Source organism: Streptomyces sp. NPDC001914 (assembly GCF_042891215.1).
Lineage (GTDB): Bacteria > Actinomycetota > Actinomycetes > Streptomycetales > Streptomycetaceae > Streptomyces.
Window position 1 is genome coordinate 866,564 of record NZ_JBIASW010000002.1, and the last position, 21,816, is coordinate 888,379.

Sequence of the window (21,816 nt, forward strand, 5' to 3'; positions counted from 1 at the left end):
GGAACGGGGGCATGAGGAAGGGGCGGTACGGGAGACCCGTACCGCCCCTTGTCCCTGCGCCCGGGGGCACGGCGTTCTCGTCAGAGGACCTTCGACAGGAACGACTTGGTGCGCTCGTGCTGGGGGTCCGTCAGGACGTCGCGCGGGTTGCCGGACTCGACCACGACACCGTCGTCCATGAACACGAGCGAGTCTCCGACCTCACGGGCGAAGCCCATCTCGTGGGTGACGACGATCATCGTCATGCCGTCCTCCGCGAGGTCCCGCATGACGTCGAGCACCTCGCCGACGAGCTCCGGGTCGAGAGCCGAGGTCGGCTCGTCGAAGAGCATCAGCTTGGGCTGCATCGCCAGCGCACGGGCGATGGCCACGCGCTGCTGCTGGCCGCCGGAGAGCTGGGCGGGGTAGTGACCCTTGCGGTCACCCAGTCCCACCCGGTCGAGGAGCCGCTCCGCACGCTCACGGGCGACGGCCTTGGTCTCGCCCTTGACCTGTACGGGTGCCTCCATGACGTTCTCCGCCGCCGTCATGTGCGGGAAGAGGTTGAAGCGCTGGAACACCATGCCGATGTCCCGCCGCTGGGCGGCGACCTCGCGCTCCTTCAGCTCGTAGAGCTTGTCGCCCTTCTGGCGGTAACCCACGAGGTCACCGTCGACGTACAGGCGACCGGCGCTGATCTTCTCCAGGTGGTTGATGCACCGCAGGAAGGTCGACTTGCCGGAACCCGACGGACCGATCAGGCAGAACACCTCGCGGGGGTTCACCTCCAGGTCGATGCCCTTGAGGATGTGCGCGAGCCCGAAGGACTTGTGCACCCCCTCGGCCTTGACCATCGGCCGGCCGCTCGTGCTCGGGGTGATGTCCTTGCTGAGACTGCTCATCGGGCCACCTCCGGGCGGCGGAAGGAACCGAACAGACGGAGGTTCTTCCTCAGACGCTGCAACGGGGTCGGCGGCAGGGTGCGCGACGAACCACGGGCGTAGCGGCGCTCCAGGTAGTACTGGAAGACGCTGAAGATGCTGGTCAGGATCAGGTACCAGATCGACGCGACGAAGTACATCTCGACGACCGCCAGCGAGGTGCTGGAGATGTCGGTGGCCGCCTTGATCGTCTCGTTGAACTGGACCGCGTAGGCCAGCGACGAGGTCTTGAGCATGTTGATGAACTCGTTGCCCGTGGGCGGCACGATCACGCGCATCGCCTGCGGGAGGATCACCCGGCGCAGCGTCTTGCCCTGGGTCATGCCGAGCGCGTGCGACGCCTCGGTCTGGCCCAGGTCGACGGACTGGATGCCCGCCCGGACGATCTCCGACATGTACGCGGCCTCGTTGAGGCCGAGTCCGAGCAGAGCCGCCAGGAACGGCGTCATCACCTGGTTCATCTCGTCCTTGTAGAACCCCAGGTTGAGGACGGGGAACACGAGCGCGATGTTGTACCAGAGGAGCAGCTGCACCAGCACCGGAGTGCCGCGGAAGAACCAGATGTACAGCCACGACACGGTGCTCGTCACCGGGTTCGAGGACATCCGCATGACCGCGAGGATCACGCCCAGCACGAGTCCCAGCAGCATCGCCAGCACGGAGATGTACAGCGTGTGCCAGACGCCGGACAGGATGGTCGAGTCCGTGAGGTAGTCCGGGATGATGCTGTAGTTGATGTTCGCGTTGGAGAACGCGAGCACGATCAGCGCCAGAACCGCGATGACCAGGACCCCGGCCACCCAGCGGCCGTAGTGGCGCACCGGGATGGCCTTGATCTGCTCCGGCGGCACGGATGACGCCGGAGTCTTGTCGACAGTGTCAGTCACAGTGACTGCCCTTCAGTGTTGCGTCAGGCAGGGTCAGGAGCCGCCGTTGATCTTGGCCTCGGTCACCGCACCGTCCTTGACGTTCCACTTCTCCAGGATCTTCGCGTAGTCACCGTTCTCGATGATCGCGGTCATGGCCGCCTGGAGAGCGTCGCGGAGCTGGGTGCTCTCCTTGCTGACGCCGATGCCGTACGGGCCGGCCTCGATCTGGTCGCCGACGACCTCGAAGTCCTTGCCGCCGCCCGAGGTCTTGGCGTTGTAGGCCGCGACCGGGAAGTCGTTCAGGTCGGCGACGGACGCGCCCTGCTTCAGACGGAGCAGCGCCTCGGGGTCGGTGTCGAAGGTCTGCAGCGTGATGGCCTTCTTGCCGTCCTTCGTGCACTTCGTGCTCTGGGCCTTGGCGATGCCCTCGGACGTCGTGCCCTTCTGCAGCGCGACGACCTTGCCGCACAGGTCGTCCAGGGACTGGATGCCCTTCGGGTTGCCCTTCTGGACGAGGATCGACGTACCGGCGGTGAAGTAGTCGACGAAGTCGATGCCGTTGCCGGCCTTCTTGCCGGTGTCCGAGTCGATGCCGTTCTGGCGGTCCTTCGTGTCGCTCATGGCCGACATGACGGCGTTGAAGCGCTTGGACTGCAGACCCACGATGAGCTGGTCGAACTTGCCGTTCTGGAACTCGAACTTGACGCCGAGCTGCTTGCCGAGCGCGTCCGCGATGTCGGGGTCGATGCCGACGGCCTTGCCGCTCTCCATGTACTCGACCGGCGGGTAGGCGATGTCGGAGCCCACCTTGATGACGCCTGCCTTCTTGATGTCGGCAGGCAGCTTGCCGGCGAGCGGCGCGGAGGACGAGGACGTGTCCGAGCTGCCGGTGTCGCTGCTCTTGTCCGTCTGGTCACCGCAGCCGGTGAGGATCAGGGCGCCGGCGACCGCGATCGCGCCGACCGCTGCTATCCGGGACTGAGCGGCCTTGCTACGACGGGTGGTGCGTGCGGTCATGAGGGTTCCTCCGGCGGATCAGGGAGTAGCCGATAGGTCGACGGAAACACACACCTTCGAGTGTCGCGACCTCGTGTAATGACGGCATCTTGCCATTCGGACCGCGAGATTCAGGGTGACCGCTATGTCAAAATCGGATAACGGGTGACCCCCGAAGCGTTACTGGTCAGTCATGTCCGGCCGGATCTTGTCCGGGAATCCTTTCTTCCGGCCGGAAGATCTTCGGTGCATCGCAAGAAGCGGAAGACCGCTACGCGGCACTCATGGCCGAACGAGGACATGTCCGGAAGTGTCAATGGATCAAGGCATGAGTCATCTCACCGAGGTGTGATCTTGGTTCTATGGACTCGTCCTCGGCACGGTCCGTCCGGTAAGAAGGTTCTTTACACCCCTCATCCGGGGCTCAGGGCGCGTGTGCGGCGCGCCCGTCGCGCAGCGGCCCGTACGCAACCACGGCGGCAGGGCCTGCGCGGTGCCCGCCCACCCCTCAACCAGGAGTGGACACCCTCAAACATTGAAGACTTAAGGGGTAAACAAAGTGGCAGCGGAGATCGTCAATCCTCGCAGCGACAGCAGTACGGATCAGGAAGGCGGGGCAGAGCCCCTCGATTCCTTCGACCCGGCTTTCGCGCTGCACCGCGGCGGCAAAATGGCTGTGCAAGCCACGGTGCCCGTCCGCGACAAGGACGACCTGTCCCTGGCTTACACGCCCGGCGTCGCGAAGGTGTGCAGCGCGATCGCCGAGCAGCCGGAACTCGTCCACGACTACACGTGGAAGTCGTCCGTGGTCGCTGTGGTGACCGACGGCACGGCAGTGCTCGGGCTCGGCGACATCGGCCCGGAGGCCTCGCTCCCCGTCATGGAGGGCAAGGCCATCCTGTTCAAGCAGTTCGGCGGAGTGGACGCGGTGCCCATCGCGCTCGCCTGCACCGACGTCGACGAGATCGTCGAGACGGTGGTCCGGCTGGCTCCCTCGTTCGGCGGCGTCAATCTGGAGGACATCTCGGCACCGAGGTGCTTCGAGATCGAGCGCAGGCTCCAGGAGCGGCTGGACATTCCCGTCTTCCACGACGACCAGCACGGGACCGCGGTCGTCACCCTCGCGGCCCTGCGGAACGCCGCCAGGCTCACCGGGCGCTCGCTCGGCGACCTGCGCGCGGTGATCTCCGGCGCGGGCGCGGCGGGTATCGCCATCGCCAAGTTCCTGCTGGAGGCGGGCCTCGGCGATGTCGCGGTCGCCGACCGCAAGGGCGTCGTGTCCCGTGACCGGGACGACCTGACGGACGTCAAGCGCGAGCTCGCGGAGATCACCAACAAGGCGGGGATCTCCGGTTCGCTGGAGGAGGCGCTCGCGGGCGCCGACGTCTTCATCGGCGTCTCCGGCGGTACGGTGCCGGAGCCGGCGGTCGCCTCCATGGCGAAGGGGGCCTTCGTCTTCGCGATGGCCAACCCGAACCCCGAGGTGCACCCCGACATCGCCCACAAGTACGCGGCCGTCGTCGCGACCGGGCGCTCGGACTTCCCGAACCAGATCAACAACGTGCTGGCCTTCCCGGGGATCTTCGCCGGTGCGCTCCAGGTCCGGGCCTCCCGGATCACGGAGGGCATGAAGATCGCCGCCGCCGACGCGCTCGCCGCGGTCGTCGGGGACCAGCTCGCCGCGGACTACGTCATCCCCTCGCCGTTCGACGAGCGGGTGGCTCCGGCGGTGACGGCCGCGGTGGCTGCCGCCGCCCGGGCGGAGGGCGTCGCCCGCCGCTGACGCGCAGCGCCTCGCACGGCCCCGCCGGGACCCTTCCCGGCGGGGCCGGCCCTGTTTTCGCCCCCTCCGCCCCTTCCCGTCCCGTTTCTGGGGGCTGCGCCCCCGGACCCCCGCTTCGGCCTGGACGGCCTCGTCCTCAATCGCCGGACGGGCTGGAACTCCCCGGCGGGCAAAAGTTCAGCCCCTCCGGCGATTGAGGAGCGGGGTCTGGGGCGGAGCCCCGGGTACGGGACGGGCAGGGGCGGAGGGGGCGAAGGACGTCTGTGCCCGGGGCCACGCGGCCGGTGGGGGACGTGTCACAGACGGAGGCGGTTCCCCCGGCCGGGGGCGGAGCCTATCGTCAAGGTCATGTTCGCTGCCTATGCCGCCCGAATCGACCGTGACCAGCCGCTGAACGGCCTGGAGTTGGGGGAACGCCCGGCCCCCGGACAGAGGCCGGGCTGGACGACCGTGAACGTCCGCGCCGCCTCCCTCAACCACCACGACCTGTGGTCGCTGCGCGGAGTCGGCCTCGCCGAGGACAAACTGCCGATGATCCTCGGCTGCGACGCCGCCGGAGTCGACGAGGACGGCAACGAGGTCGTCCTGCACTCCGTCATCGGCCAGAGCGGGCACGGGGTCGGCCCCAAGGAGCCCCGGTCCATCCTCACCGAGCGCTACCAGGGCACCTTCGCCGAGCAGGTCTCCGTACCGACGTGGAACGTGCTGCCGAAGCCCAAGGAGCTGTCCTTCGCGGAGGCCGCCTGTCTGCCGACCGCGTGGCTGACGGCGTACCGCATGCTGTTCACCAACGCCGGCGTACGGCCCGGCGACTCCGTCCTCGTCCAGGGGGCCGGCGGAGGCGTCGCCACCGCCGCGATCGTGCTCGGCAGGGCCGCCGGACTGCGCGTCTTCGCGACCAGCCGTGACGAGGCCAAGCGCAAGCGTGCGCTCGAACTCGGTGCCGTCGAGGCGCTGGAGCCCGGGGCGCGGCTGCCGCAGCGGGTCGACGCCGTCATCGAGACGGTCGGCGCGGCCACCTGGTCGCACTCGGTCAAGTCGCTGCGCCCCGGCGGAACCGTCGTGATCTCGGGTGCCACCAGCGGTGACCGGCCCTCGCACGCCGAGCTGACGCGGATCTTCTTCCTCGAACTCAAGGTGGTCGGCTCCACCATGGGGACGAAGGACGAGCTGGAGGACCTGCTGGCCTTCTGTGCGGCCACGGGGGTCCGGCCCGTCGTCGACGAGGTGCTGCCGCTGGACCGGGCCCGTGAGGGGTTCGAGCGGCTGGAGTCGGGCGATCTGTTCGGCAAGATCGTGCTGACGACGGGCTGACCGCCCCGCGGGGCCGGCCGTGTGCGTACGGCCGGCCGGGCGACGGTCATTCACGGCGGGTCCGGGTTTCCGGGCCCGCCGTTTCGCATGCCCTGCCGAGGGTCCGCCCCTGGGTTGCTGTCAATTTTGGTTGACAGGAGGGGGGCTGTCAACGTAAGTTGACAGCATGACCGAAGCAACGGATCTTGCCGAGCGCGCGGGTGATCGCGATCCGCGGATCGGGCTGCGAGCGGTCTCCGCGCTGCGGAGGCTGCTGGAGCAGTTGGAGGCGGTACAGGTGCGCAGTGCGCGCCATCAGGGCTGGTCGTGGCAGGAGATCGCCGCGGAACTCGGAGTGAGCAGGCAGGCCGTGCACAAGAAGTACGGGAGGCAGTGATGTTCGAACGCTTCACCAAGGACGCGCGTGCCGTCGTCGAGGGCGCGGTGTCGCACTCCGAACGAGTGGGCGCCGAGACGGTCGAGGAGGAGCACATGCTGCTCGCCCTCCTTGACCGGGAGGGCAGCCGGGGTTCCTTCGCCGTCTCCTCGCTCGGGGAGCCGGGCTTCCGGGAGTCGCTGGAGCGGGACCTCGCCGAGGCGCGGCGCAGGGGCGGGCTCTCGCGCGCCGACGCGGACGCCCTGTCCGGGCTCGGCATCGACCTGTCCGAGATCGTCTCCCGGATCGAGGAGGCCCACGGAGAAGGCGCGCTGGAGGCGGGCAGGCGGGGCGGGAACGGCAGGCGGGCCCGCAGGCGGCCCTTCGGGCAGGAGGCGAAGGACGTGCTGGTGCGAGCCCTGCGGATCGCCGCCGCCCGACGTGACCGGCATATCGGGGACGAGCACCTGCTCCTGGCGATCACCCTGCGGGGCGGGGTGGCCGCCGAGGCCCTGGCCGATCACGACGTCACCTACGGTTCGGTGACACGCGTCCTGTACGGCGAAACCGACTCACCCGGCGAGACCGGGGTGGCGGAGGCCGGGTAGGGCGGGGCTCGGGATGCGCCCCGCCTGCTCCGGACGGGGCCGGGGTGCGCCCCGCGGGGCGGGCTCGGTGGTGGCGCGGGGTCGGCACAGGCCCGTACCGGTCGTGCCCGTCGGACCCGGGGTGTGCGGTGGCCGGGTCGGCCGGTGACTGAGCCGGCGTGAACCGTGCAGGCACCGCGGCGAGTTGTGTGGGGGCTGGCGCCCGACCGGGTGGCCCGAGGCTGGCGGCGCGGACCCGGGCCGGTGTGAGCCGGGGCCGATGGCGCGGACCCGGACCGGTGTCACCGGGGCCGGCGACGCGGACCCGGACCGATGTCAGCCGGGGTGACCTGAGGGCGGCGGCCGAGCAGCCCGGCGCGAGCCGTTGAGTGTTCGGGCCTCGGCCGGTGGCGGCCCGTGGCACCGGAGGCCGGCCGGGTCGGCGAGGCCACGCACGTGGTCCCGCCGACCGAGGTGCCCGACCGAGGTGCCCGGCGACGGAGGCGCCAGGCGCCGGCATCGGGGGAGTTGCGGCGGCTGTTACGGCCGCGTGTTTCGCAGAGTGGAGCCGATGTGGGCCGCTGCCTTCGACAAGTGGGCGCGGATGTCGCGGAGTTGGTCCTCCGTGATTCCGTGGTCCCGGGACGAGTCGCGGATGTCGTCACGGAAGCGGTCCAGCAGGCGGTCCAGGTCCCGGGCGGGGTTGCCCGTGGAGTCCTCGTGGGCCCAGGCCGGTTCGTACGCGGCCGGGAAGTCCTCCGGCGTGGTCGAGTACTCCGCGTCCGAGGGCGCCCCGGAGGGAGTGCGGCCGAAGCCGAAGTCCTTGCCGAGATCCTTCCCGAGGTCCTTGCCGAAGTTCTTCCCGAAGTCGCCGAATTCCTTGGCCAGTTCGGTCAGCCCCTCGCGCACGCCCGTCGGCCAGTCCCCGCGCGCGAAGTGGTCCTGGACCTGGTCCTGGACGCGCTTGGCCATGCGCTGCATCTCCTCCTGGGCCTGCGCACGGGCCTTCTCCTGGGCTTCCTTGGCCTGGCGGCGGGCGCGCTGCGCCTCGTCGCGGGCGCGGCGGCTCTCGTCCTTCGCGCGGCGGGCCTGTTCCTTCCACTCGTGACGGACGCGCCGCATCTCCTCCTTCGCGGCCCGCCACGACTCCCTGTCCTGGAAGTCGTCGAGACCGCCGGACCCGTCCGCGGGACCGTCGTGCCGGCTCGGCCCGGCGCCCGCCCTGGAGCCGTGGCGTGCCTCCGTGGCCGCTGCCCGCATCTCGCGGCGCAGGTCACCTGCCGCGCCCCGGACGTCCGCGCGGATCTCCGCCGCGAGCTCGGCGACGGACTCGCGGATCTCCAGCTCCAGATCGGCCAGCTCACCGCTGCGGTCGGCCAGTTCGGCGCGGCCCGCGTCGGTGATCGCGTAGACCTTGCGGCCGCCCTCGGAGGTGTGCGTGACGAGTCCCTCGGCCTCCAGCTTCGCCAGCCGGGGGTAGACGGTGCCCGCCGAGGGCGCGTACAGGCCCTGGAAGCGCTCCTCCAGGAGGCGGATCACCTCGTATCCGTGGCGCGGGGCCTCGTCCAGCAGCTTGAGGAGATACAGGCGCAGTCGGCCGTGGGCGAAGACGGGGGCCATGTCAGAGCACCTTCTTGTCGGTCGAGTCGGCCGGCCGGCCCTCGGTGGCATCGTCGCCCGGCGTGCCGTTCGCGGTGCCGTTCGCCGCGCCGTCAGTGGCCGCGCCGCCAGTGGCAGCGTCGGCCGTCGTGTCAGCCGTCGTGTCAGCCGGCGTGTCGACTGTCGCGTCAGCTGTCGCGTCGGCCGCCGTGTCCGAGTCGGCAGGCGGGGCCGTCTCCCGGGGGCCGGGGGCGTCCTCGTACGGCGGCTCGTCCTCCGTCGGGGGCCTGCGCAGCAGGGCGATCGAGCCCGAGACCGTCATCGCCCTCAGCCTGCCGTTGCCCGCGCCGAGCTTGCCGGTGATCTTCTTGGCGCCCCACGCGCCGTTGACCCGCAGGTCCTCGAACGCGCTGGAGACGCTGCCGCTCGCGGTGTTCGCCTCCACCTCGGCGTCCGCGGGGTGGGGGAGCCGGACGGCGATCTCGCCCGAGACGTTCGACAGCCGGACGTCGGTCGGCGAGCCCGTGGCGTCGAGGTCCACGATCATCGAACCGCTCACCGACTCGGCCCGCACGGAGGTTCCGGAGCCCTCGACGACGGTCAGGTCGCCGGAGACCGAGTTGAAGTGGAGGTCGCCGGTGACGGCCTGGGCCTCCAGGTTCCCCGAGACGGTCTCCACGCGCACGGGGCCGGCGACGCGCACGAGCGTGGTGTCGCCGGTGACGCCCTTCACCTGGACGCGTCCGTCAGTCCCCGAGACCACGGCGGCCGCGCCGACCACGCCCACCTCGACGTGCGTGCCGGTCGGGACGGCCAGGGAGACCACGGCCGCACGGCGCCAGCCCTTGCGGTCGAGCCACTTCAGGAATCCCTTCCAGGGAAGGTCCTCGTAGGCCACCGTGAGGGTGCCGCCCTCCTGGGTCACCTGGAGCGGGGGGCCGTCCAGCTCGGACACCTCCAGCCGGGCGGAACCCTCGTCGGTCCCCACGACGTTCACTGTTCCGTTGACGATGCGTACGTGCAGTGTCTGCACGGGACCGTCGAAGGAGAGCTTCCTCGGCTCTGTCACGGACCACTCGGACATGGTGCAGACCTCCTCGACCGGACCGGACCCGCGTAAGAGCCCGAGCTCGACGCGGCATATCGCGTCTCCCGTATTCACGATATATCGCGGATACGGAAAGTCAAGACACCCGTTTTGGGGATCATGGGTGCATCGAAGCGGGCAATTCGCCCTAAAGTGGGGCTATGTCGACTCCCTCCGGCGCGCCCAGGGGAGGCCGTCCGGCCCCCGGCGCCCTGCTCCTGTGCCGGGCCCGTCCGGAGTCGGTCGGCCCCGCCGTCCAACTCCTGCGCGAGCGGATGCTGCTCGCCGGAGCCGGCCCCGACTGGAGCGTCCTGGTCCCCGAGGGCAAGCCCTGGCAGGACGGTGCGGAACCCGTCGACCGCGTGCTCACCGGCTGGGCCGCGGCGCTCGCCGTCGGCGCGCCCTGGCCCGTCCTCGCGCTGTGGTGGGACACCGACCGCAGCGGCTTCACCCTGGCCTCGGGCTTCCGGCGCACCGTCGGCTACGAATGGCTGGCGAACGGCACCCCGGTCGGCGAGGACGAGGCGATGCGCACCTTCGCCGCCCGTCTGGGGCTCGACCCCGTGCTCGACATGCAGCTGCTGGAACCGCTGACGCGGCCCGACCCGGTGTCCGACGCACACGCGCGCGTGACCGGTCTGCTCGCCGTCCTCACCCGCGCGGGGGTGGTCCTCCCGGCCGGGGTCGACCCCGGGGAACCCGTGGAACGGCTCCGGGACGCGGTGCGGATCCTGCCGGACGCCGAGCAGATCGAGTGGACCGGCTGGCGTGCCGCCGTGGGCGCCGAACTCGACGTCGTGGAGAGCGGCGGTCTGGGGCCCTGGCTGCGCGGCCCCAGGGCGCGCACCCTCGCCGCGGCCCAGCTCGTCGTCGGCGTACCGCTCACCGCCTGGGGGATCCGGCGCCGCAGCGGCGGCTGGATCGTCGCCGGCGCGGTCCTGACGCTGCGCGGCGCCCTCGGTCTGGCCTACGACCACCTGCGCGCGTACGACTGACAGGGACCCGGGCGCAAGCGCCGCCCGGCCTCGGGCCCCGGGCGCAAGCGCAGCCCGTCCCCTTACTCCTCGTCGTCGTCCTCGTCGTCCAGGCGGGCCAGCCAGGTCGCCAGCCGCTCCACCGGCACCTCGAAGTCTGGGTTCAGGTCGACGAACGTACGCAGCTGCTCGGCGAGCCACTCGAAGGTGACCTCTTCCTCGCCGCGCCGCTTCTCAAGTTCCTCGATGCCGCGGTCGGTGAAGTACATGGATGGTGCTCCGTGGGTGAAAGGGAAGTGGAACGCTGGGAAAAGGATAGGCAGGCCCCAGGGGCCCGTGGAGGGCCTCTGTCGTGCGCGGGCCCCTGCCGCTAGCCTGCAAGGTCGGCTCGGACCACGGGGGCGTGGGGGAACGGGGGATGCCATGAGCGACGCGGTGACGCGCATCGCGCGGATCGAGATGCCGGACGGGACACCGGTGTGGGCCCGGATCTCGGGAGCGGACGAACTGGAGGATCCCGGCGGCGAGCTGTCGCTGACGGACGTCGGATTCGCGGAGCGCGTCGAGGCACAGGTTGAGTCCCTGCAGTCACTGATCACCGGGGTCGCGCGTTCGCTCGCCGCCCCGCTGCGCGCGGTGCGGCCGGACGAGGTCAGCGTCGAGTTCGGCATCGAGCTGACGGCGAAGGCCGGCAAGGTGGTCGGACTGCTCGCGGACGGCGAGGCCAAGGCGGGCATCACGGTGACGCTCACCTGGAACGGCGGTCCACCCGACCTGGAACCGGGCGGGACAGCCGGCCCGGACGGGGGCGGGACAGCTCGCTTGGAGGCGGGCGGGACACCCGGCCCGGACGGGGGAGGAACGGTCGGCCCGGATGCGGGCGGGACAGTCGGCCCGGATGCGGGCGGGACAGCCGGCCCGGATGCGGGGCCACCCGGCCGGCGAGGGGACGGAACCGCCGCACCGTACGCGGGCGCGTCTCCCGGCGCCCCGGCGCACGGCGCCGCCGTCGGCCCCTCCGGCGGGGGCGGAGCATGACGGACGGGCACGCCCCGGGCGCACCGGGCGGCCCCGGGAACGCTCACCGTGCGCTGCGTGATCTCGTCATGGCCGCGACCGTGCGCATCCATCGTGCGGGCCCCGGGTATGCCCTCGACGAACCCGGCACGTTCCTCGGGAGCGGCTTCTTCATCGCGCCGAACTGGGTTCTGACCTGCGCGCATGTGGTCCGGAGCGGGGAAGGGAACGAGGTGACGGTCGTGTACGAGAGGGGTCCGGGCCACGGCACGTCCGCCGTCACCGGCGAGGTCGCGACGGTCCTCCCGGACGGTGCCGCGATCCCGTCACGGGGCACCTGGCCGTCCCCCGACCTCGCCCTGGTGCGGCTGCGCGAGCCGGTGGACCACGACTGCGCGTACGTCACCGAACGCCCGGCCGCCTACTACGAGGAGTCCGTCGTCCTCTACTCCGGCTGGTCGGTGGTCGGCGGGGAGCTGCGCCGGCTGAGCGGCACCTGCACGGTCCAGGGCACGCTCGGCGGCTGGTCCGACGACGAACAGATCCGCCTCGGCGGCGACGTGCTGCCGCCCGGCGTCTCGGGCGGACCCGTCGTGGACCCCGTACGCGGTGAGGTCGTCGGTGTCCTCAAGTCGCGCACGGACCGCGGGCTCGGCGGGACCTGCACGGGCGTGGAGCAGCTGCGGTCGCTTCCGGTGCCGGCCGAGGAGCCGGCCGCCGAGCACGACGACCCGTACCACGCCGTCTTCCACGCGCACGACCGCTACCACCGCGACCGGCAGCGCCACCCGGACACCGACCGCAGCACCTGGGCCGACGTCCAGAACCAGCTCGGCGCCCGGCCCGGCCGGGCCCTCAGTCCCGAGGAGCGGACCCAACTGCTCGGCCGGCTCGCCGATCTGCCGCCGCCGGTCAGCACCCGCGCCCTGCTCGGCCTGCTCGAATCCCTGCTGGGCGACCGGGCGGCGATCCCGCACCCGGCCCCGCGCGGCTGGCGCGACGGACTCGGGGCGCTGTACGAGAGCCCGCGCCAGGACGGGGCCCTCGACCTCGTCCTCGACTACGCCATGCGGGCGATGTCGGCCGAGCGCCCGTTCGTCACGCCGGGCACCCGGGCCGCCGAACGGGCGCTGTGGGAGTGGGTGCGGCAGACCGCCGAGGGCCGTCCGGGGCCCGCGTACCGGCGCCGCCTCGGCCAGCAGTGGATCGAACGGCTCCAGGTGGCGCCGCGCGTCCCCTCGGCGACGGAAGCAGAGGCGGCGCACGCCACCGCGCAGAGCGCCGACCGTGCGCCCCGCCTCTACGTCCTCCTCGAAATCGAACAGCTCGGCTGGGAGCCGGGCCGCTGCGACTGGCACGTCTCCGTGGGGCGCCCCACCGGGGAGGTGCTGCGGCTGCGGGACGGCGAACGCACCCCCTTGGAGGAGCTGCCCGCCGTACTCGCCGCGCCCCTGACGGAGGCCTTCCGCCAGTGCGACGAACCCGGGCGGCCCGCCGACCTCCAGGTCGCGCTGCCGCATCTGCTGCTCGGACTCGACGTCGACGCCTGGCGGTTCGGGCCCGACGAGGTGCCGCTCGGCGCCCACCGGCCCGTCGTCGTGCGCTGCGCCGACCGGGAACAGCTCCCCGAACCCGCCGACACGGCCGCCCACGCCGGAAAACCGCTCCCCGCCGACGAGGAGCAGCACGAACGCGAGGCCCGCTGGCGGTGGATCCACGCGCACGGCGCGCAGGCCGAGGTCCTCGACTGCGAGGACGGTCTGCGGGTACCGGTACCGGCGGCGGACTCGCTGCGCGGCCTGCCGCACAAGACCGTCCCGGTGCTCTGCCGCTACGGGGACCACCGCTTCGCGGACGACCCGGTCGCGCTCGTCCGGATCGTGCACGGCGGATACGGCGTCGCGCTGTGGCGGCGCTGGCGCGGGCAGTCCGAAGCGGTCTGCGGCGAGTTCCACCGAAGAGCCGGCGACACGGTGGCGGGCGCGGGCGGCGCGGACCGGCTCCCGGCCCTGGTGCACGCCCTGCGGGCCGGACTGCGCGAGGGCCGGCCGGAGACCTACTGGGCCCATGGGATCGCCCTGTTCTACGACGACCCGCGCCGGCCCCTGCCCGGGACCGGAGACCTGCTGGAGGCGCCATGACCGGATCGGTGGACCCGCTGTCGCGCGATGCTCGAGGCAGGCCGAAGTGGGCTGCCACGAGCCCCTCTTGGGGCCTTACGGGGCCCTCCGCGGATCGATACGGTGAGGCGACGATCGACGGCTGCCGGGGTGGACGAGTGACGACGAGGACTGGGCAATGACCGATTCCAGCGAGTGGCTCATCTACCGAGGCGCAGGCGAACCCCACGACGGCCTGAACCGGCTTCCGGCCCCGCCGCCGTGGCGCGACTTCGCGAGCCGGGACGCCGCCGGGACCGACGGTGACGGCTCCGAGGACCGCAGGCTGGGCGCGTACCGGCATCTGGCCGAACTGCACCGGCCCGGCGCCGAGGAACTCGAAATGATCAACGCGGCGCTCTATCTGCGCAGGCCCCTGCTGGTCACCGGCAGCCCCGGTGCGGGCAAGAGCACGCTCGCGCACTCGGTGGCCTACGAACTCGGCCTCGGCAACGTCCTGCGCTGGCCGATCGTCAGCCGCTCCACACTGCGGGACGGCCTCTACCACTACGACGCGATCGCCCGGCTGCAGGACGTGCAGCTCGCCGCCCCGCACGGCGCGGACCCCGCCGCACCCGGCGCCCCCGGTTCCGTCGAGGGCATCGGCAGCTACATCCGGCTCGGCCCGCTCGGCACCGCGCTGCTGCCCTCCGAGACCCCGCGCGTGCTGCTGATCGACGAACTGGACAAGAGCGACATCGACCTGCCCAACGACCTCCTGAACGTCCTGGAGGAGGGCGAGTTCGAGATCCCCGAGCTCCAGCGCGTCGCCGACCGGCTGCCCGGCGGCGAGGCCGCGGTGCTCACCGCCGACGGCACGAAGGCGCTGGTGCGCGACGGCCGGGTGCGCTGCCACGCCTTCCCCTTCGTGGTCCTGACCAGCAACGGCGAACGCGACTTCCCCGCCCCGCTCATGCGCCGCTGCATCCACCTCGAACTGGGCCGACCGGACCACAAGCGGCTCGCCACGTTCGTACGCGCCCACCTGGGCGACGAGGCGGCGCGGGCCGGGGACGACCTGATCACCCACTTCCTGGAGCGTTCGCGCAGCGAACTCGTCGCGGCCGACCAGCTCCTGAACGCGATCTACCTCACGGACGCCGCGGCCCCGCCCAGCCGCGACCGGCTCGCCGACCTGCTCATCCAGCGACTCGACCGCCCGAGGTGACGCGCTGATGACCGGCGGCGACCCGATCGCCGAACTCATCGCCCGGATACGGCAGACCGGGCTGGATCCCGATGCCCGCCAACTGGCCGACGCGCTGTGGCTGGCGCGCTGGTCCCGCCCGACGGACCGGACCGGCGACGAACAGGGGAGCGTGCCGCCGTCCGGCGGCCGGGCGGCGGCCGAGGACCCCGTGGCAGGGCGCCCGGACACGCGGGGAGGCGAACGCCCGGCGCCCGGGGACCGGCACGGACCGGCGTGGCAGGACACGGAGACGGACCGGCGCGTCGCGCTCTACCCGGTGCCGCGCGACGGCGCGCCGCGCGGCTACGGTCAGGGCCGGTCGGCGGTGCTGCCGGTCGGCGTCCCCGCCGCGCCCGCGTTCCCTTCCCCCCTCGAACTCCAGCGCGCATTACGCCCGTTGCAGGGCTACCGCACCGCCGCACCACCGCTGCGCAATGTCCTCGACGAGCCCGAGACCGCCGAACGGACCGCCCGGGCGGGCGGGTTGGTCCTGCCGGTGTTCCGCGGCGTGACCCGGGCCGACGCCACCCTCCAGCTCGTCCTGGACGCCTCATCCTCCATGCGCGTGTGGGACCGGATGTTCGCCGAACTGGAACAGGTCTTCAGCCGGCTCGGCGCCTTCCGGGACATCCAGATCAGCCACCTCCACCAGGGCCCCGACGAGGGACCCGCCGTCAGCCGCAGCCCCGAGCCCGGCGCGGCCCCCCTGCACTCCGCCGACCGGCTGAGCGACCCGACGGGACGCCGTGTCACCCTCCTCGTCAGCGACTGCGCCGGCCCCCTGTGGCACAGCGGTCACGCCCACCGGCTCCTGCACCACCTGTCCCGGCTCGGCCCCGCCGCCGTGCTCCAGCCGCTGCCGCAGCGCATGTGGAACCGCACCCGCCTTCCGGTGTCGTACGGCGAACTGACACGCGGCGAAGCCCTCGCGGGGGCCGCCACGCTCAGGGTCCGGCTGTCCGCCGGCACCCCGCCGGAAGCACGCGGCGGCGCGCTCCCGGTACCCGTCCTGCCGCCCGAGCCCACCGCGCTCGGCGCCTGGGCGCGACTGCTGTCCGGAGCCGGCGCCGGACCCGTGGCCGGGGCCGTCGGCTGGGTGCGCAGGAACCACGAGCCCGCCCCGAGCGCCCGGCCCGGCCGCCGGATGTCCGGACTCGAACTGGTCAGCCGGTTCCGCTCCAACGCCTCCAAGGCCGCCGGGCGACTGGCCGGCTATCTCGCCGCCGCCCCGCTCAGTCTCCCCGTCATGCAACTCGTCCAGCGCACCATGCTCCCCGACTCCGGGCCCGCCGAACTGGCCGAAGTCCTGCTCAGCGGACTGGTCTCCCGTGCCAAGGCCGAGGAGTACGGCGCGGACGGCACCCAGTGGTACGAGTTCGCGCCCGGCGCGCAGGAGGCCCTGCTGTCCCCGCTGGGCCTCGACGAGGCCATGCTCGTGCTCAAGCACTGCTCCGAATACATCGAGCACCGCTTCGGCAAAGGAGGCCCCAACTTCCCCGCCCTGGCCCTGGCACAGCTCGGCGAGGCCGGCTCCGGACCGCCGTTCTCGCCCGGCGCCGGATACCCGGGCGAGAACGGTGACAACGGCGGCGCCACCCTCGTGCCCCAGCCCTTCGCCGAGGTCGCCGCACGGGTACTGGAGCGATTCATGCCGCTGCCGGAACACTTCGCCGGATACGCGCCCACCCGCCGGCCCGACGGCCCGACCGGCCGGCGGCCCACCCACCCCGCCGTGCCCAGAGCCCGCTCGCTGGCAGGCCAGTTCGGCAGCGACGGCATGGTGCAGGACCTCATCGACGCCGTCCAACTGCTGCGCGGCGCGACCGAACACGAAGAACTCCCCGGCGCCGACCCCGAACTGTGGGCCGAGTACGCCAACTGCGTCCTGCTCCTGTGGGAGGTGCAGGGCGGCGCGGACCTGCTGCGCGAGGCCGAGGCCGCCGCCGAACGCGCCGTCGCGCACCCGCGGGCCCTGCGCGAGCGGGCCGTCCTGGCCCGCGTGCTGCACGCCGCCGCCACCGACCGCAGGCGGCGCGGCGACCGGCGCGGCGCGCTCGACCTGCTGCAACGCGCGGACCGCGAGTACGCGGTGGCCTGTGCCGCGCCCGACCTGGACGCGGCCGAGGCCCTGCGGCTCACCCTGGAACGGGTACGGGCGCTGGAGGCGCAGTGGCGCCTCGGCGGCGACAGCGCGCTCCTCCAGGGCGCGGTCGGCATGCTGGAGGCGTTCGCCGACGCCTGGCCCGACCGGCGAAGCCGCCCCTCCGGGCTCCCGCTCGCCCACGGCCGGGTCCTGCTGCGCCTGTCCGGAGCCACCGCCGACCAGGAACAGGCCAGGCTGTACGCGGAACAGGGCGCGCGCTCCCTGCGCGCCGCCCTGGAGACCGGACCGCGGGACACACCCGCCCTCGACGGCGAGTCCTCGCGCGTCCGCATCCTCCTCGACCTCGTCGACGCGCTCCTGGGATCCGGCGGTTCACTGGACGACGCGCGGGACCATGTCGAGGAGGCGCTCGCGCTGACCCGCGAACAGGGCCTGCGTTCCGCCCTGTTGGTGCGGGCCGGGCGCATCCACGTCGCCCGGTACGCCGACACGGGCGACCCGCGCGAACTCCAGGACGCCGCCGCGCGGTTCGAGCAGGCCTCCCGGGGAGTGCCCCGGGACGCGCCCGCGCACGCCGACGTCCTCGCCGAGTGGGGCGAGGCCCTGTTGCGGCACGCCGTGGCGGACAGCGGGCGCGCCCCGGGCGAGACGCTGTACCGGGCCATCCGGGTGCTGCGGGACTGCCGCACCGAGACGCCCGCGGGCAGCCGCCAACTCGCCCACCGCCTGCTGCTCCTCGGCCGTGCGCTCATGCTGCGCTACCGCGCCCGCGGTGACCGGGTCGACCTGCGCGAGGCGGAGCACCTGTTCGGCCTCGCGGCCCTCGAGGACGGCCCGCCGCTCACCACCGCCCGCTGCTGGCTGGAGCTCGGCCAGGCCCAGTTCGAGGCGTACCAGAGCCTCGGCCGCAAGGCGCGGCTCGACGAGGCCATCGACGCCTTCCGGGCCGCGGCCGAGTCGGCCCGCGAGGCCGAGGAGGACGCGGAGACGGAGCGCACGCGCCAGGAGGCCGTGGAACTGGCCGCTCGGGCACAGCACTGGCGGGGTATGTCCTACGAAGCGGCGGCGCGCCCGCGTGCCGCGCGCGAGGCCTACCGGTCCGCACGGACCGACTGGTCCAGGCTGCCGGACGGCGTCGCGAGCACGGGCGAACCGACGGCCCGGCAGACGGCGCAGCGGCTGGCCGAGCTGGAGTAAGAGCGCCTGCCGGCGGCCGCCGGGGCGGAGTCAGGGAAGGCGAGGGAGACGACATGGGTGCACGGGACGACGTACGGGATGGTGTGCGAGACGGGGACGGGGACGGGGCGGGGGACGAGGCCGCGGATCTCCCTGTCCCCGATCTGCTGGAGCTGGACCTGGCGGAGCTGCGGACCGTCCAGCACCCGGTCCTGACGGAGGTGCTGGCCGACCTGCGTGCCCGCTCGGAGGAACCCAGCGAGATCCTGTGGGGGTTCAACAACGCTTTCTGAAAAGCGAAGTGAGTGACGAATCGAACAAGTGTCGCTCATGGTGTGTCAGTTCAAGGCCACCCTCATGATTGAACCGGACAATCTCGGACGACCGGTGTTTGTGGCCGGTGTGCGGGCGGGCATGCCGCCCGGTACGGGCAGGGGGCCGTGGCGCGGTTCGCGGCGTGGGATCGTGCGGCTGTACTTCATGGGGGTGCCGGAGTGTCTGCAGAGGCGACCTCCCCGACACCGATACCCGTGCCCTCACTCCTGCCGGTGCCCGTACCGGCCGGTGTGACCGTGCCGCACTCCGTACCGTCCTCTCCGGACGGTCCCACGACCGAACCACCCTTTCCCTTCCGGCAGTTCATCGTGAAGATGCACGGCCGCTGCAACCTCGCCTGCCGCTACTGCTACCTGTACGAAGGCCCCGACCACAGCTGGCGCACCCGCCCCGCCGCGGCCCCGCCCGGCGTCCTGGAGCGGACCGCGCGGAGGATCGGCGAACACGCCGCGGCCCACGGCCTGACGGATCTGTCCCTGGTCCTGCACGGCGGCGAACCCCTGCTCGCCGGAGTGGACACCCTCACCCGGTTCACCGGCCTCGTACGCGACCGGGTCCCGGACGACTGCACCGTGCACGCCACCGTCCAGACCAACGCCACCCTGCTCACCGAACGGCGGCTCGCCGCGCTGGCCCGGCACTCCGTCCGCGTCGGCATCAGCCTGGACGGCGGTCTGCCCGAGCACAACACGCTGCGCACCGACCACGCCGGCCGCCCGTCCTGGCCCGCCGCCGCGCGCGGCGCCCGGCTGATCGCCGAGCACCACCCGGAGGCGTACGCGGGGATCCTCACCGTCGTCGACCCCACGACGGACCCGGTCGAGCTGTACGAGTCCCTGCTCGCGCTGCGGCCACCGGCCCTCGACCTGCTGCTCCCGCACGGCAACTGGTCCGCGCCCCCACCGCACCGGCAGGGCCCGGGAACTCCCTACGGCGACTGGCTGTGCGCCGTCTTCGACCGCTGGTGGCGGGCCGGTCGGCGCGAGACGCGCGTGCGGCTCTTCGAGGAGTGCCTCGCGTTGCTCCTCGGGATGCCCGCAGCCACCGAGTCCCTCGGCCTCGCGCCCTTCGACGCCGTCGTGGTGGAGACGGACGGCTCCATCGAGCAGGTCGACTCCCTCAAGTCCTGTTACGAGGGGGCGGCCAGGACCGGCCTCGACGTCTTCCGGCACCCTTTCGACCAGGCCCTGCGTCACCCCGGTGTCGCGGCCAGGCAGGCGGGCGCCGCCTCGCTGGCCGCGGTCTGCCGGGCCTGTCCCCTGCTCTCGGTGTGCGGCGGCGGACACTACGCGCATCGATACCGGACCGGCCACGGCTTCGCCAACCCGTCCGTGTACTGCGCCGACCTCCAGCGCTTCATCCGTCATGTCGCCGGGAGGCTCGCGGGAGCCGTCTCCGCCGCGCCTGCCGAAGCGGCCACCGTGCCGGAAGCGGCCACCGCGGCCGTGTCCGGCGGACGGGTTACCGCCCCCGCCCCTGCCCCCGCGGCTTCCGCCGCTTCCGAAGGAGATGTCCCGTGATCCTGCCCGCGGTCCCGGAACGGGCCGTGGACGAACTCGGCCGTACCGAAGGCGGCCCCGAGACCCTAGGGCTCCTCGTCCGCGACCAGCACACCAGACGGCTGCTCCTGCTCCGCGCGGTCCTCGACGCGGCGGAGTCGGCCGCTCCGGACCTCTGTCCCGCCGCCGCGCTGAAGCGGCTGCGCGAGGACTGGTCCCTGCTGGAGGAGGCCGAGCGGCTGGAGCGGTACCCCCATCCCCGGGAACGGCCTGAAGAGGGTCCCCCGTCGGTGGCCGAGGGATCGTACGGGTTCGCCGGTTCCTCACCCTCGGTGGACGGAGCGCAGGAGCCCGCCGGCTCCGCACAGCTGGCAGAGGCGCAGCCCGTGTCCGCTAACCCGGAACGTGATGCTCCCGTACGGGCACTCCTCCGTCACCCCTTCATCGGCCCCTGGGCCAGGGACACCCTGCGCGCGCTCGGACCCGGATCGGCTCCCGGGCGGGACGGCCGTGAACAGGCCCGCGCGCTGGCGCACTTCGGGGCGCTCGCCGCCGCGGCCGCCGCCCGTGCCGGGGTGTCCTATTCGCTGCGGCTGACGGCCCACGGCGGCGTTTTGGCGCTGCCCTCGCTCGGCACCCTGCATACGGGCGGTCCCGGTTCGAAGACCGAGGTGAGCATCGTGCACCGGCGGGGGCTGCTGACGCTCCGGCGGCGCGGCGAGGCGGACGTGCTCGTCCGCCCGCAGAGCGGTACCGGCGCCTGGTCGGAGTCGGCCGCCTGGACATCGGCGTACACGCTGCCCGGGCTGGTGCCGGGCTCCGCCGCGGTACCGCTGGACGATCTCGACCCGTACCGGACCGCCCGGGGCGGACCACGCCCGGACACCCTGAGCGGCCCGGCCACCCTCGAAGAGGCCGACCGCAAGCACTGGCTGCACACCTGGTCGGGCACCGCCGCGGCGCTCGCGACGGGAGGCGAGCACCGGCTCGCGGAGTCGGTGACCCTGTTGCGCTGCCTGGTCCCGCTGGCCGCGCCACCGGGCTCGGTCCCGGGCGGCACGGGCGGAAGCTGCAGCGGCACCCGGCGTGAGGCCTTCGGCGCGGTCCTCAGCAGCGCGCCCGCGACGGCGACCGCGTTCGCCGCCACCCTCGTCCACGAGATCCAGCACACCAAACTCGCCGCGCTCGGCGACATGATGACGCTCCATCACGCGAGCCCGGCTCGACGTCACTTCGCCCCCTGGCGCCCCGATCCCCGCCCGTACGACGGCCTGTTGCAGGGCGCCTACTCCCACCTCGCGCTCGCGGACTTCTTCCAGCGCAGCGCGCTCGCCGCCACGCTTCCCGCCCGCCGCGACGCCGCCTGGGCGCAGCACGCGCGCTGTCAGGCACAGGTCGGGGCCGTCCTGCCGGCGCTCGTCGGATCGGGTGATCTCACCGTGCGGGGACGCCAGTTCGTCGACCGCATGGTCGAGGTGTACGAACGGCTCGCCGAGCAGCCGCCGCCCCGCGGACACGCGGCGCGCGCGACGGCGTACGTCCAGGCCGCCCGGGGACTGTGGAACCGGCGCCACGCACCGGGCGAATGAACCCCGCATCCCAAGGGGGGCGCGGCGGAGGCCGGCCGAGTCGCGTCGGTACCCCGGTACGTGCCCCGCGCGCCGGTCGATCAGGCCATGGCCCGTCTCGATTGAGCCATCCTCGCCGAAAGAAGTCGGTTCCCGGACGCGGGAGGGTCCGTGCGCCAAGATCGACGCTGAACACGTATGGGAAGGAACCGTGGAGCAAGCGACCGGCGTGCGTCTGCGCCCTATCGCCGACCCTCGCGGCGGTTCTAAAATCACGCGCGGGG

General features: G+C 72.6%; 18 protein-coding genes. 12 read left to right on the forward strand and 6 right to left on the reverse strand.

From position 1 onward, the window contains the following. Positions 1 to 80: 80 nt before the first annotated feature. The 3 genes from ACFYYF_RS08900 to ACFYYF_RS08910 are packed head-to-tail and all read right to left on the reverse strand — an operon-like array spanning position 81 to position 2,806. Positions 81 to 881, reverse strand: a complete 801-nt coding sequence (locus ACFYYF_RS08900; RefSeq protein WP_361683463.1) for an amino acid ABC transporter ATP-binding protein — start codon at positions 879 to 881, stop codon at positions 81 to 83. Next, complete coding sequence (locus ACFYYF_RS08905) at positions 878 to 1,807, reverse strand: amino acid ABC transporter permease (protein ID WP_361683461.1); 930 nt, start codon at positions 1,805 to 1,807, stop codon at positions 878 to 880. The genes ACFYYF_RS08900 and ACFYYF_RS08905 overlap by 4 nt, the downstream gene beginning before the upstream one ends. A gap of 33 nt (positions 1,808 to 1,840) precedes the next feature. Then, on the reverse strand, positions 1,841 to 2,806 hold the full coding sequence (locus ACFYYF_RS08910; RefSeq protein WP_388772802.1) for an ABC transporter substrate-binding protein: 966 nt from the start codon (positions 2,804 to 2,806) through the stop codon (positions 1,841 to 1,843). A gap of 538 nt (positions 2,807 to 3,344) precedes the next feature. On the opposite strand from ACFYYF_RS08910, the gene ACFYYF_RS08915 reads away from it, so the two are divergent. From ACFYYF_RS08915 to ACFYYF_RS08930, 4 genes are all read left to right on the forward strand, one after another. Beyond that, on the forward strand, positions 3,345 to 4,568 hold the full coding sequence (locus tag ACFYYF_RS08915) for an NADP-dependent malic enzyme (protein WP_365495707.1): 1,224 nt from the start codon (positions 3,345 to 3,347) through the stop codon (positions 4,566 to 4,568). A gap of 348 nt (positions 4,569 to 4,916) precedes the next feature. After that, complete coding sequence (locus tag ACFYYF_RS08920) at positions 4,917 to 5,882, forward strand: zinc-binding dehydrogenase (protein WP_388772805.1); 966 nt, start codon at positions 4,917 to 4,919, stop codon at positions 5,880 to 5,882. A 166-nt stretch (positions 5,883 to 6,048) separates the two neighbouring features. After that, a complete protein-coding gene (locus tag ACFYYF_RS08925; protein ID WP_148010429.1) occupies positions 6,049 to 6,258 on the forward strand; it encodes a helix-turn-helix domain-containing protein in 210 nt (69 codons plus the stop codon). Continuing rightward, positions 6,258 to 6,845, forward strand: a complete 588-nt coding sequence (locus ACFYYF_RS08930; protein ID WP_388772809.1) for a Clp protease N-terminal domain-containing protein — start codon at positions 6,258 to 6,260, stop codon at positions 6,843 to 6,845. Before ACFYYF_RS08925 ends, ACFYYF_RS08930 begins: the two co-directional genes overlap by 1 nt. A gap of 519 nt (positions 6,846 to 7,364) precedes the next feature. On the opposite strand, the gene ACFYYF_RS08935 is transcribed toward ACFYYF_RS08930, so the two are convergent. Both ACFYYF_RS08935 and ACFYYF_RS08940 read right to left on the reverse strand, forming a co-directional pair. Next, positions 7,365 to 8,444, reverse strand: a complete 1,080-nt coding sequence (locus ACFYYF_RS08935) for a helix-turn-helix transcriptional regulator (RefSeq protein ID WP_388772811.1) — start codon at positions 8,442 to 8,444, stop codon at positions 7,365 to 7,367. 1 nt (position 8,445) lies between these two features. Next, positions 8,446 to 9,507 carry a DUF4097 domain-containing protein gene (locus tag ACFYYF_RS08940; RefSeq protein ID WP_388772813.1) on the reverse strand — a complete coding sequence of 354 codons (1,062 nt, stop codon included), beginning with the start codon at positions 9,505 to 9,507 and terminating at the stop codon, positions 8,446 to 8,448. A 164-nt stretch (positions 9,508 to 9,671) separates the two neighbouring features. On the opposite strand from ACFYYF_RS08940, the gene ACFYYF_RS08945 reads away from it, so the two are divergent. After that, positions 9,672 to 10,505, forward strand: coding sequence for a hypothetical protein (locus ACFYYF_RS08945; RefSeq protein ID WP_388772816.1), 834 nt, complete (start codon positions 9,672 to 9,674; stop codon positions 10,503 to 10,505). A gap of 62 nt (positions 10,506 to 10,567) precedes the next feature. Here the strand turns inward: ACFYYF_RS08945 and ACFYYF_RS08950 are convergent, their stop codons facing one another. Then, entirely contained in the window at positions 10,568 to 10,753 is a 186-nt protein-coding gene (locus ACFYYF_RS08950; RefSeq protein ID WP_037674049.1) for a DUF6104 family protein, read from the reverse strand. A gap of 154 nt (positions 10,754 to 10,907) precedes the next feature. Between ACFYYF_RS08950 and ACFYYF_RS08955 the strand changes: the two genes are divergently transcribed. The 7 genes from ACFYYF_RS08955 (at position 10,908) to ACFYYF_RS08985 (ending at position 21,553) form a co-directional block, all read left to right on the forward strand. Continuing rightward, positions 10,908 to 11,522 carry a CU044_2847 family protein gene (locus tag ACFYYF_RS08955; RefSeq protein WP_388772819.1) on the forward strand — a complete coding sequence of 205 codons (615 nt, stop codon included), beginning with the start codon at positions 10,908 to 10,910 and terminating at the stop codon, positions 11,520 to 11,522. Further along, positions 11,519 to 13,642 (forward strand): trypsin-like peptidase domain-containing protein, encoded by a 2,124-nt coding sequence (locus ACFYYF_RS08960; protein WP_388772822.1) that lies wholly within the window; start codon positions 11,519 to 11,521, stop codon positions 13,640 to 13,642. The genes ACFYYF_RS08955 and ACFYYF_RS08960 overlap by 4 nt, the downstream gene beginning before the upstream one ends. Positions 13,643 to 13,799: 157 nt before the next feature. Beyond that, entirely contained in the window at positions 13,800 to 14,828 is a 1,029-nt protein-coding gene (locus ACFYYF_RS08965) for an AAA family ATPase (protein ID WP_388772830.1), read from the forward strand. 7 nt (positions 14,829 to 14,835) lie between these two features. Further along, positions 14,836 to 18,150: an SAV_2336 N-terminal domain-related protein gene (locus ACFYYF_RS08970; protein ID WP_388772833.1), complete on the forward strand. Its 3,315-nt coding sequence runs from the start codon at positions 14,836 to 14,838 to the stop codon at positions 18,148 to 18,150. A 53-nt stretch (positions 18,151 to 18,203) separates the two neighbouring features. Further along, positions 18,204 to 18,422 carry an FxSxx-COOH cyclophane-containing RiPP peptide gene (gene fxsA, locus ACFYYF_RS08975; RefSeq protein WP_388772834.1) on the forward strand — a complete coding sequence of 73 codons (219 nt, stop codon included), beginning with the start codon at positions 18,204 to 18,206 and terminating at the stop codon, positions 18,420 to 18,422. Positions 18,423 to 18,779: 357 nt separating this feature from the next. Next, on the forward strand, positions 18,780 to 19,985 hold the full coding sequence (locus ACFYYF_RS08980; protein WP_388773002.1) for an FxsB family cyclophane-forming radical SAM/SPASM peptide maturase: 1,206 nt from the start codon (positions 18,780 to 18,782) through the stop codon (positions 19,983 to 19,985). Then, complete coding sequence (locus tag ACFYYF_RS08985) at positions 19,985 to 21,553, forward strand: aKG-HExxH-type peptide beta-hydroxylase (RefSeq protein WP_388773005.1); 1,569 nt, start codon at positions 19,985 to 19,987, stop codon at positions 21,551 to 21,553. The genes ACFYYF_RS08980 and ACFYYF_RS08985 overlap by 1 nt, the downstream gene beginning before the upstream one ends. Positions 21,554 to 21,816: the final 263 nt, after the last annotated feature.

Bases quoted from the DNA above. Each gene is read 5' to 3' on its own strand.
- ACFYYF_RS08935 (WP_388772811.1), bottom strand. From the start codon at position 8,444: ATGGCCCCCGTCTTCGCCCACGGCCGACTGCGCCTGTATCTCCTCAAG.
- ACFYYF_RS08950 (WP_037674049.1), bottom strand. From the start codon at position 10,753: ATGTACTTCACCGACCGCGGCATCGAGGAACTTGAGAAGCGGCGCGGC.
- ACFYYF_RS08920 (WP_388772805.1), top strand. From the start codon at position 4,917: ATGTTCGCTGCCTATGCCGCCCGAATCGACCGTGACCAGCCGCTGAAC.
- ACFYYF_RS08925 (WP_148010429.1), top strand. From the start codon at position 6,049: ATGACCGAAGCAACGGATCTTGCCGAGCGCGCGGGTGATCGCGATCCG.
- ACFYYF_RS08965 (WP_388772830.1), top strand. From the start codon at position 13,800: ATGACCGATTCCAGCGAGTGGCTCATCTACCGAGGCGCAGGCGAACCC.
- ACFYYF_RS08930 (WP_388772809.1), top strand. From the start codon at position 6,258: ATGTTCGAACGCTTCACCAAGGACGCGCGTGCCGTCGTCGAGGGCGCG.
- fxsA (WP_388772834.1), top strand. From the start codon at position 18,204: ATGGGTGCACGGGACGACGTACGGGATGGTGTGCGAGACGGGGACGGG.
- ACFYYF_RS08940 (WP_388772813.1), bottom strand. From the start codon at position 9,507: ATGTCCGAGTGGTCCGTGACAGAGCCGAGGAAGCTCTCCTTCGACGGT.
- ACFYYF_RS08900 (WP_361683463.1), bottom strand. From the start codon at position 881: ATGAGCAGTCTCAGCAAGGACATCACCCCGAGCACGAGCGGCCGGCCG.
- ACFYYF_RS08970 (WP_388772833.1), top strand. From the start codon at position 14,836: ATGACCGGCGGCGACCCGATCGCCGAACTCATCGCCCGGATACGGCAG.
- ACFYYF_RS08955 (WP_388772819.1), top strand. From the start codon at position 10,908: ATGAGCGACGCGGTGACGCGCATCGCGCGGATCGAGATGCCGGACGGG.
- ACFYYF_RS08910 (WP_388772802.1), bottom strand. From the start codon at position 2,806: ATGACCGCACGCACCACCCGTCGTAGCAAGGCCGCTCAGTCCCGGATA.
- ACFYYF_RS08960 (WP_388772822.1), top strand. From the start codon at position 11,519: ATGACGGACGGGCACGCCCCGGGCGCACCGGGCGGCCCCGGGAACGCT.
- ACFYYF_RS08945 (WP_388772816.1), top strand. From the start codon at position 9,672: ATGTCGACTCCCTCCGGCGCGCCCAGGGGAGGCCGTCCGGCCCCCGGC.
- ACFYYF_RS08980 (WP_388773002.1), top strand. From the start codon at position 18,780: ATGCACGGCCGCTGCAACCTCGCCTGCCGCTACTGCTACCTGTACGAA.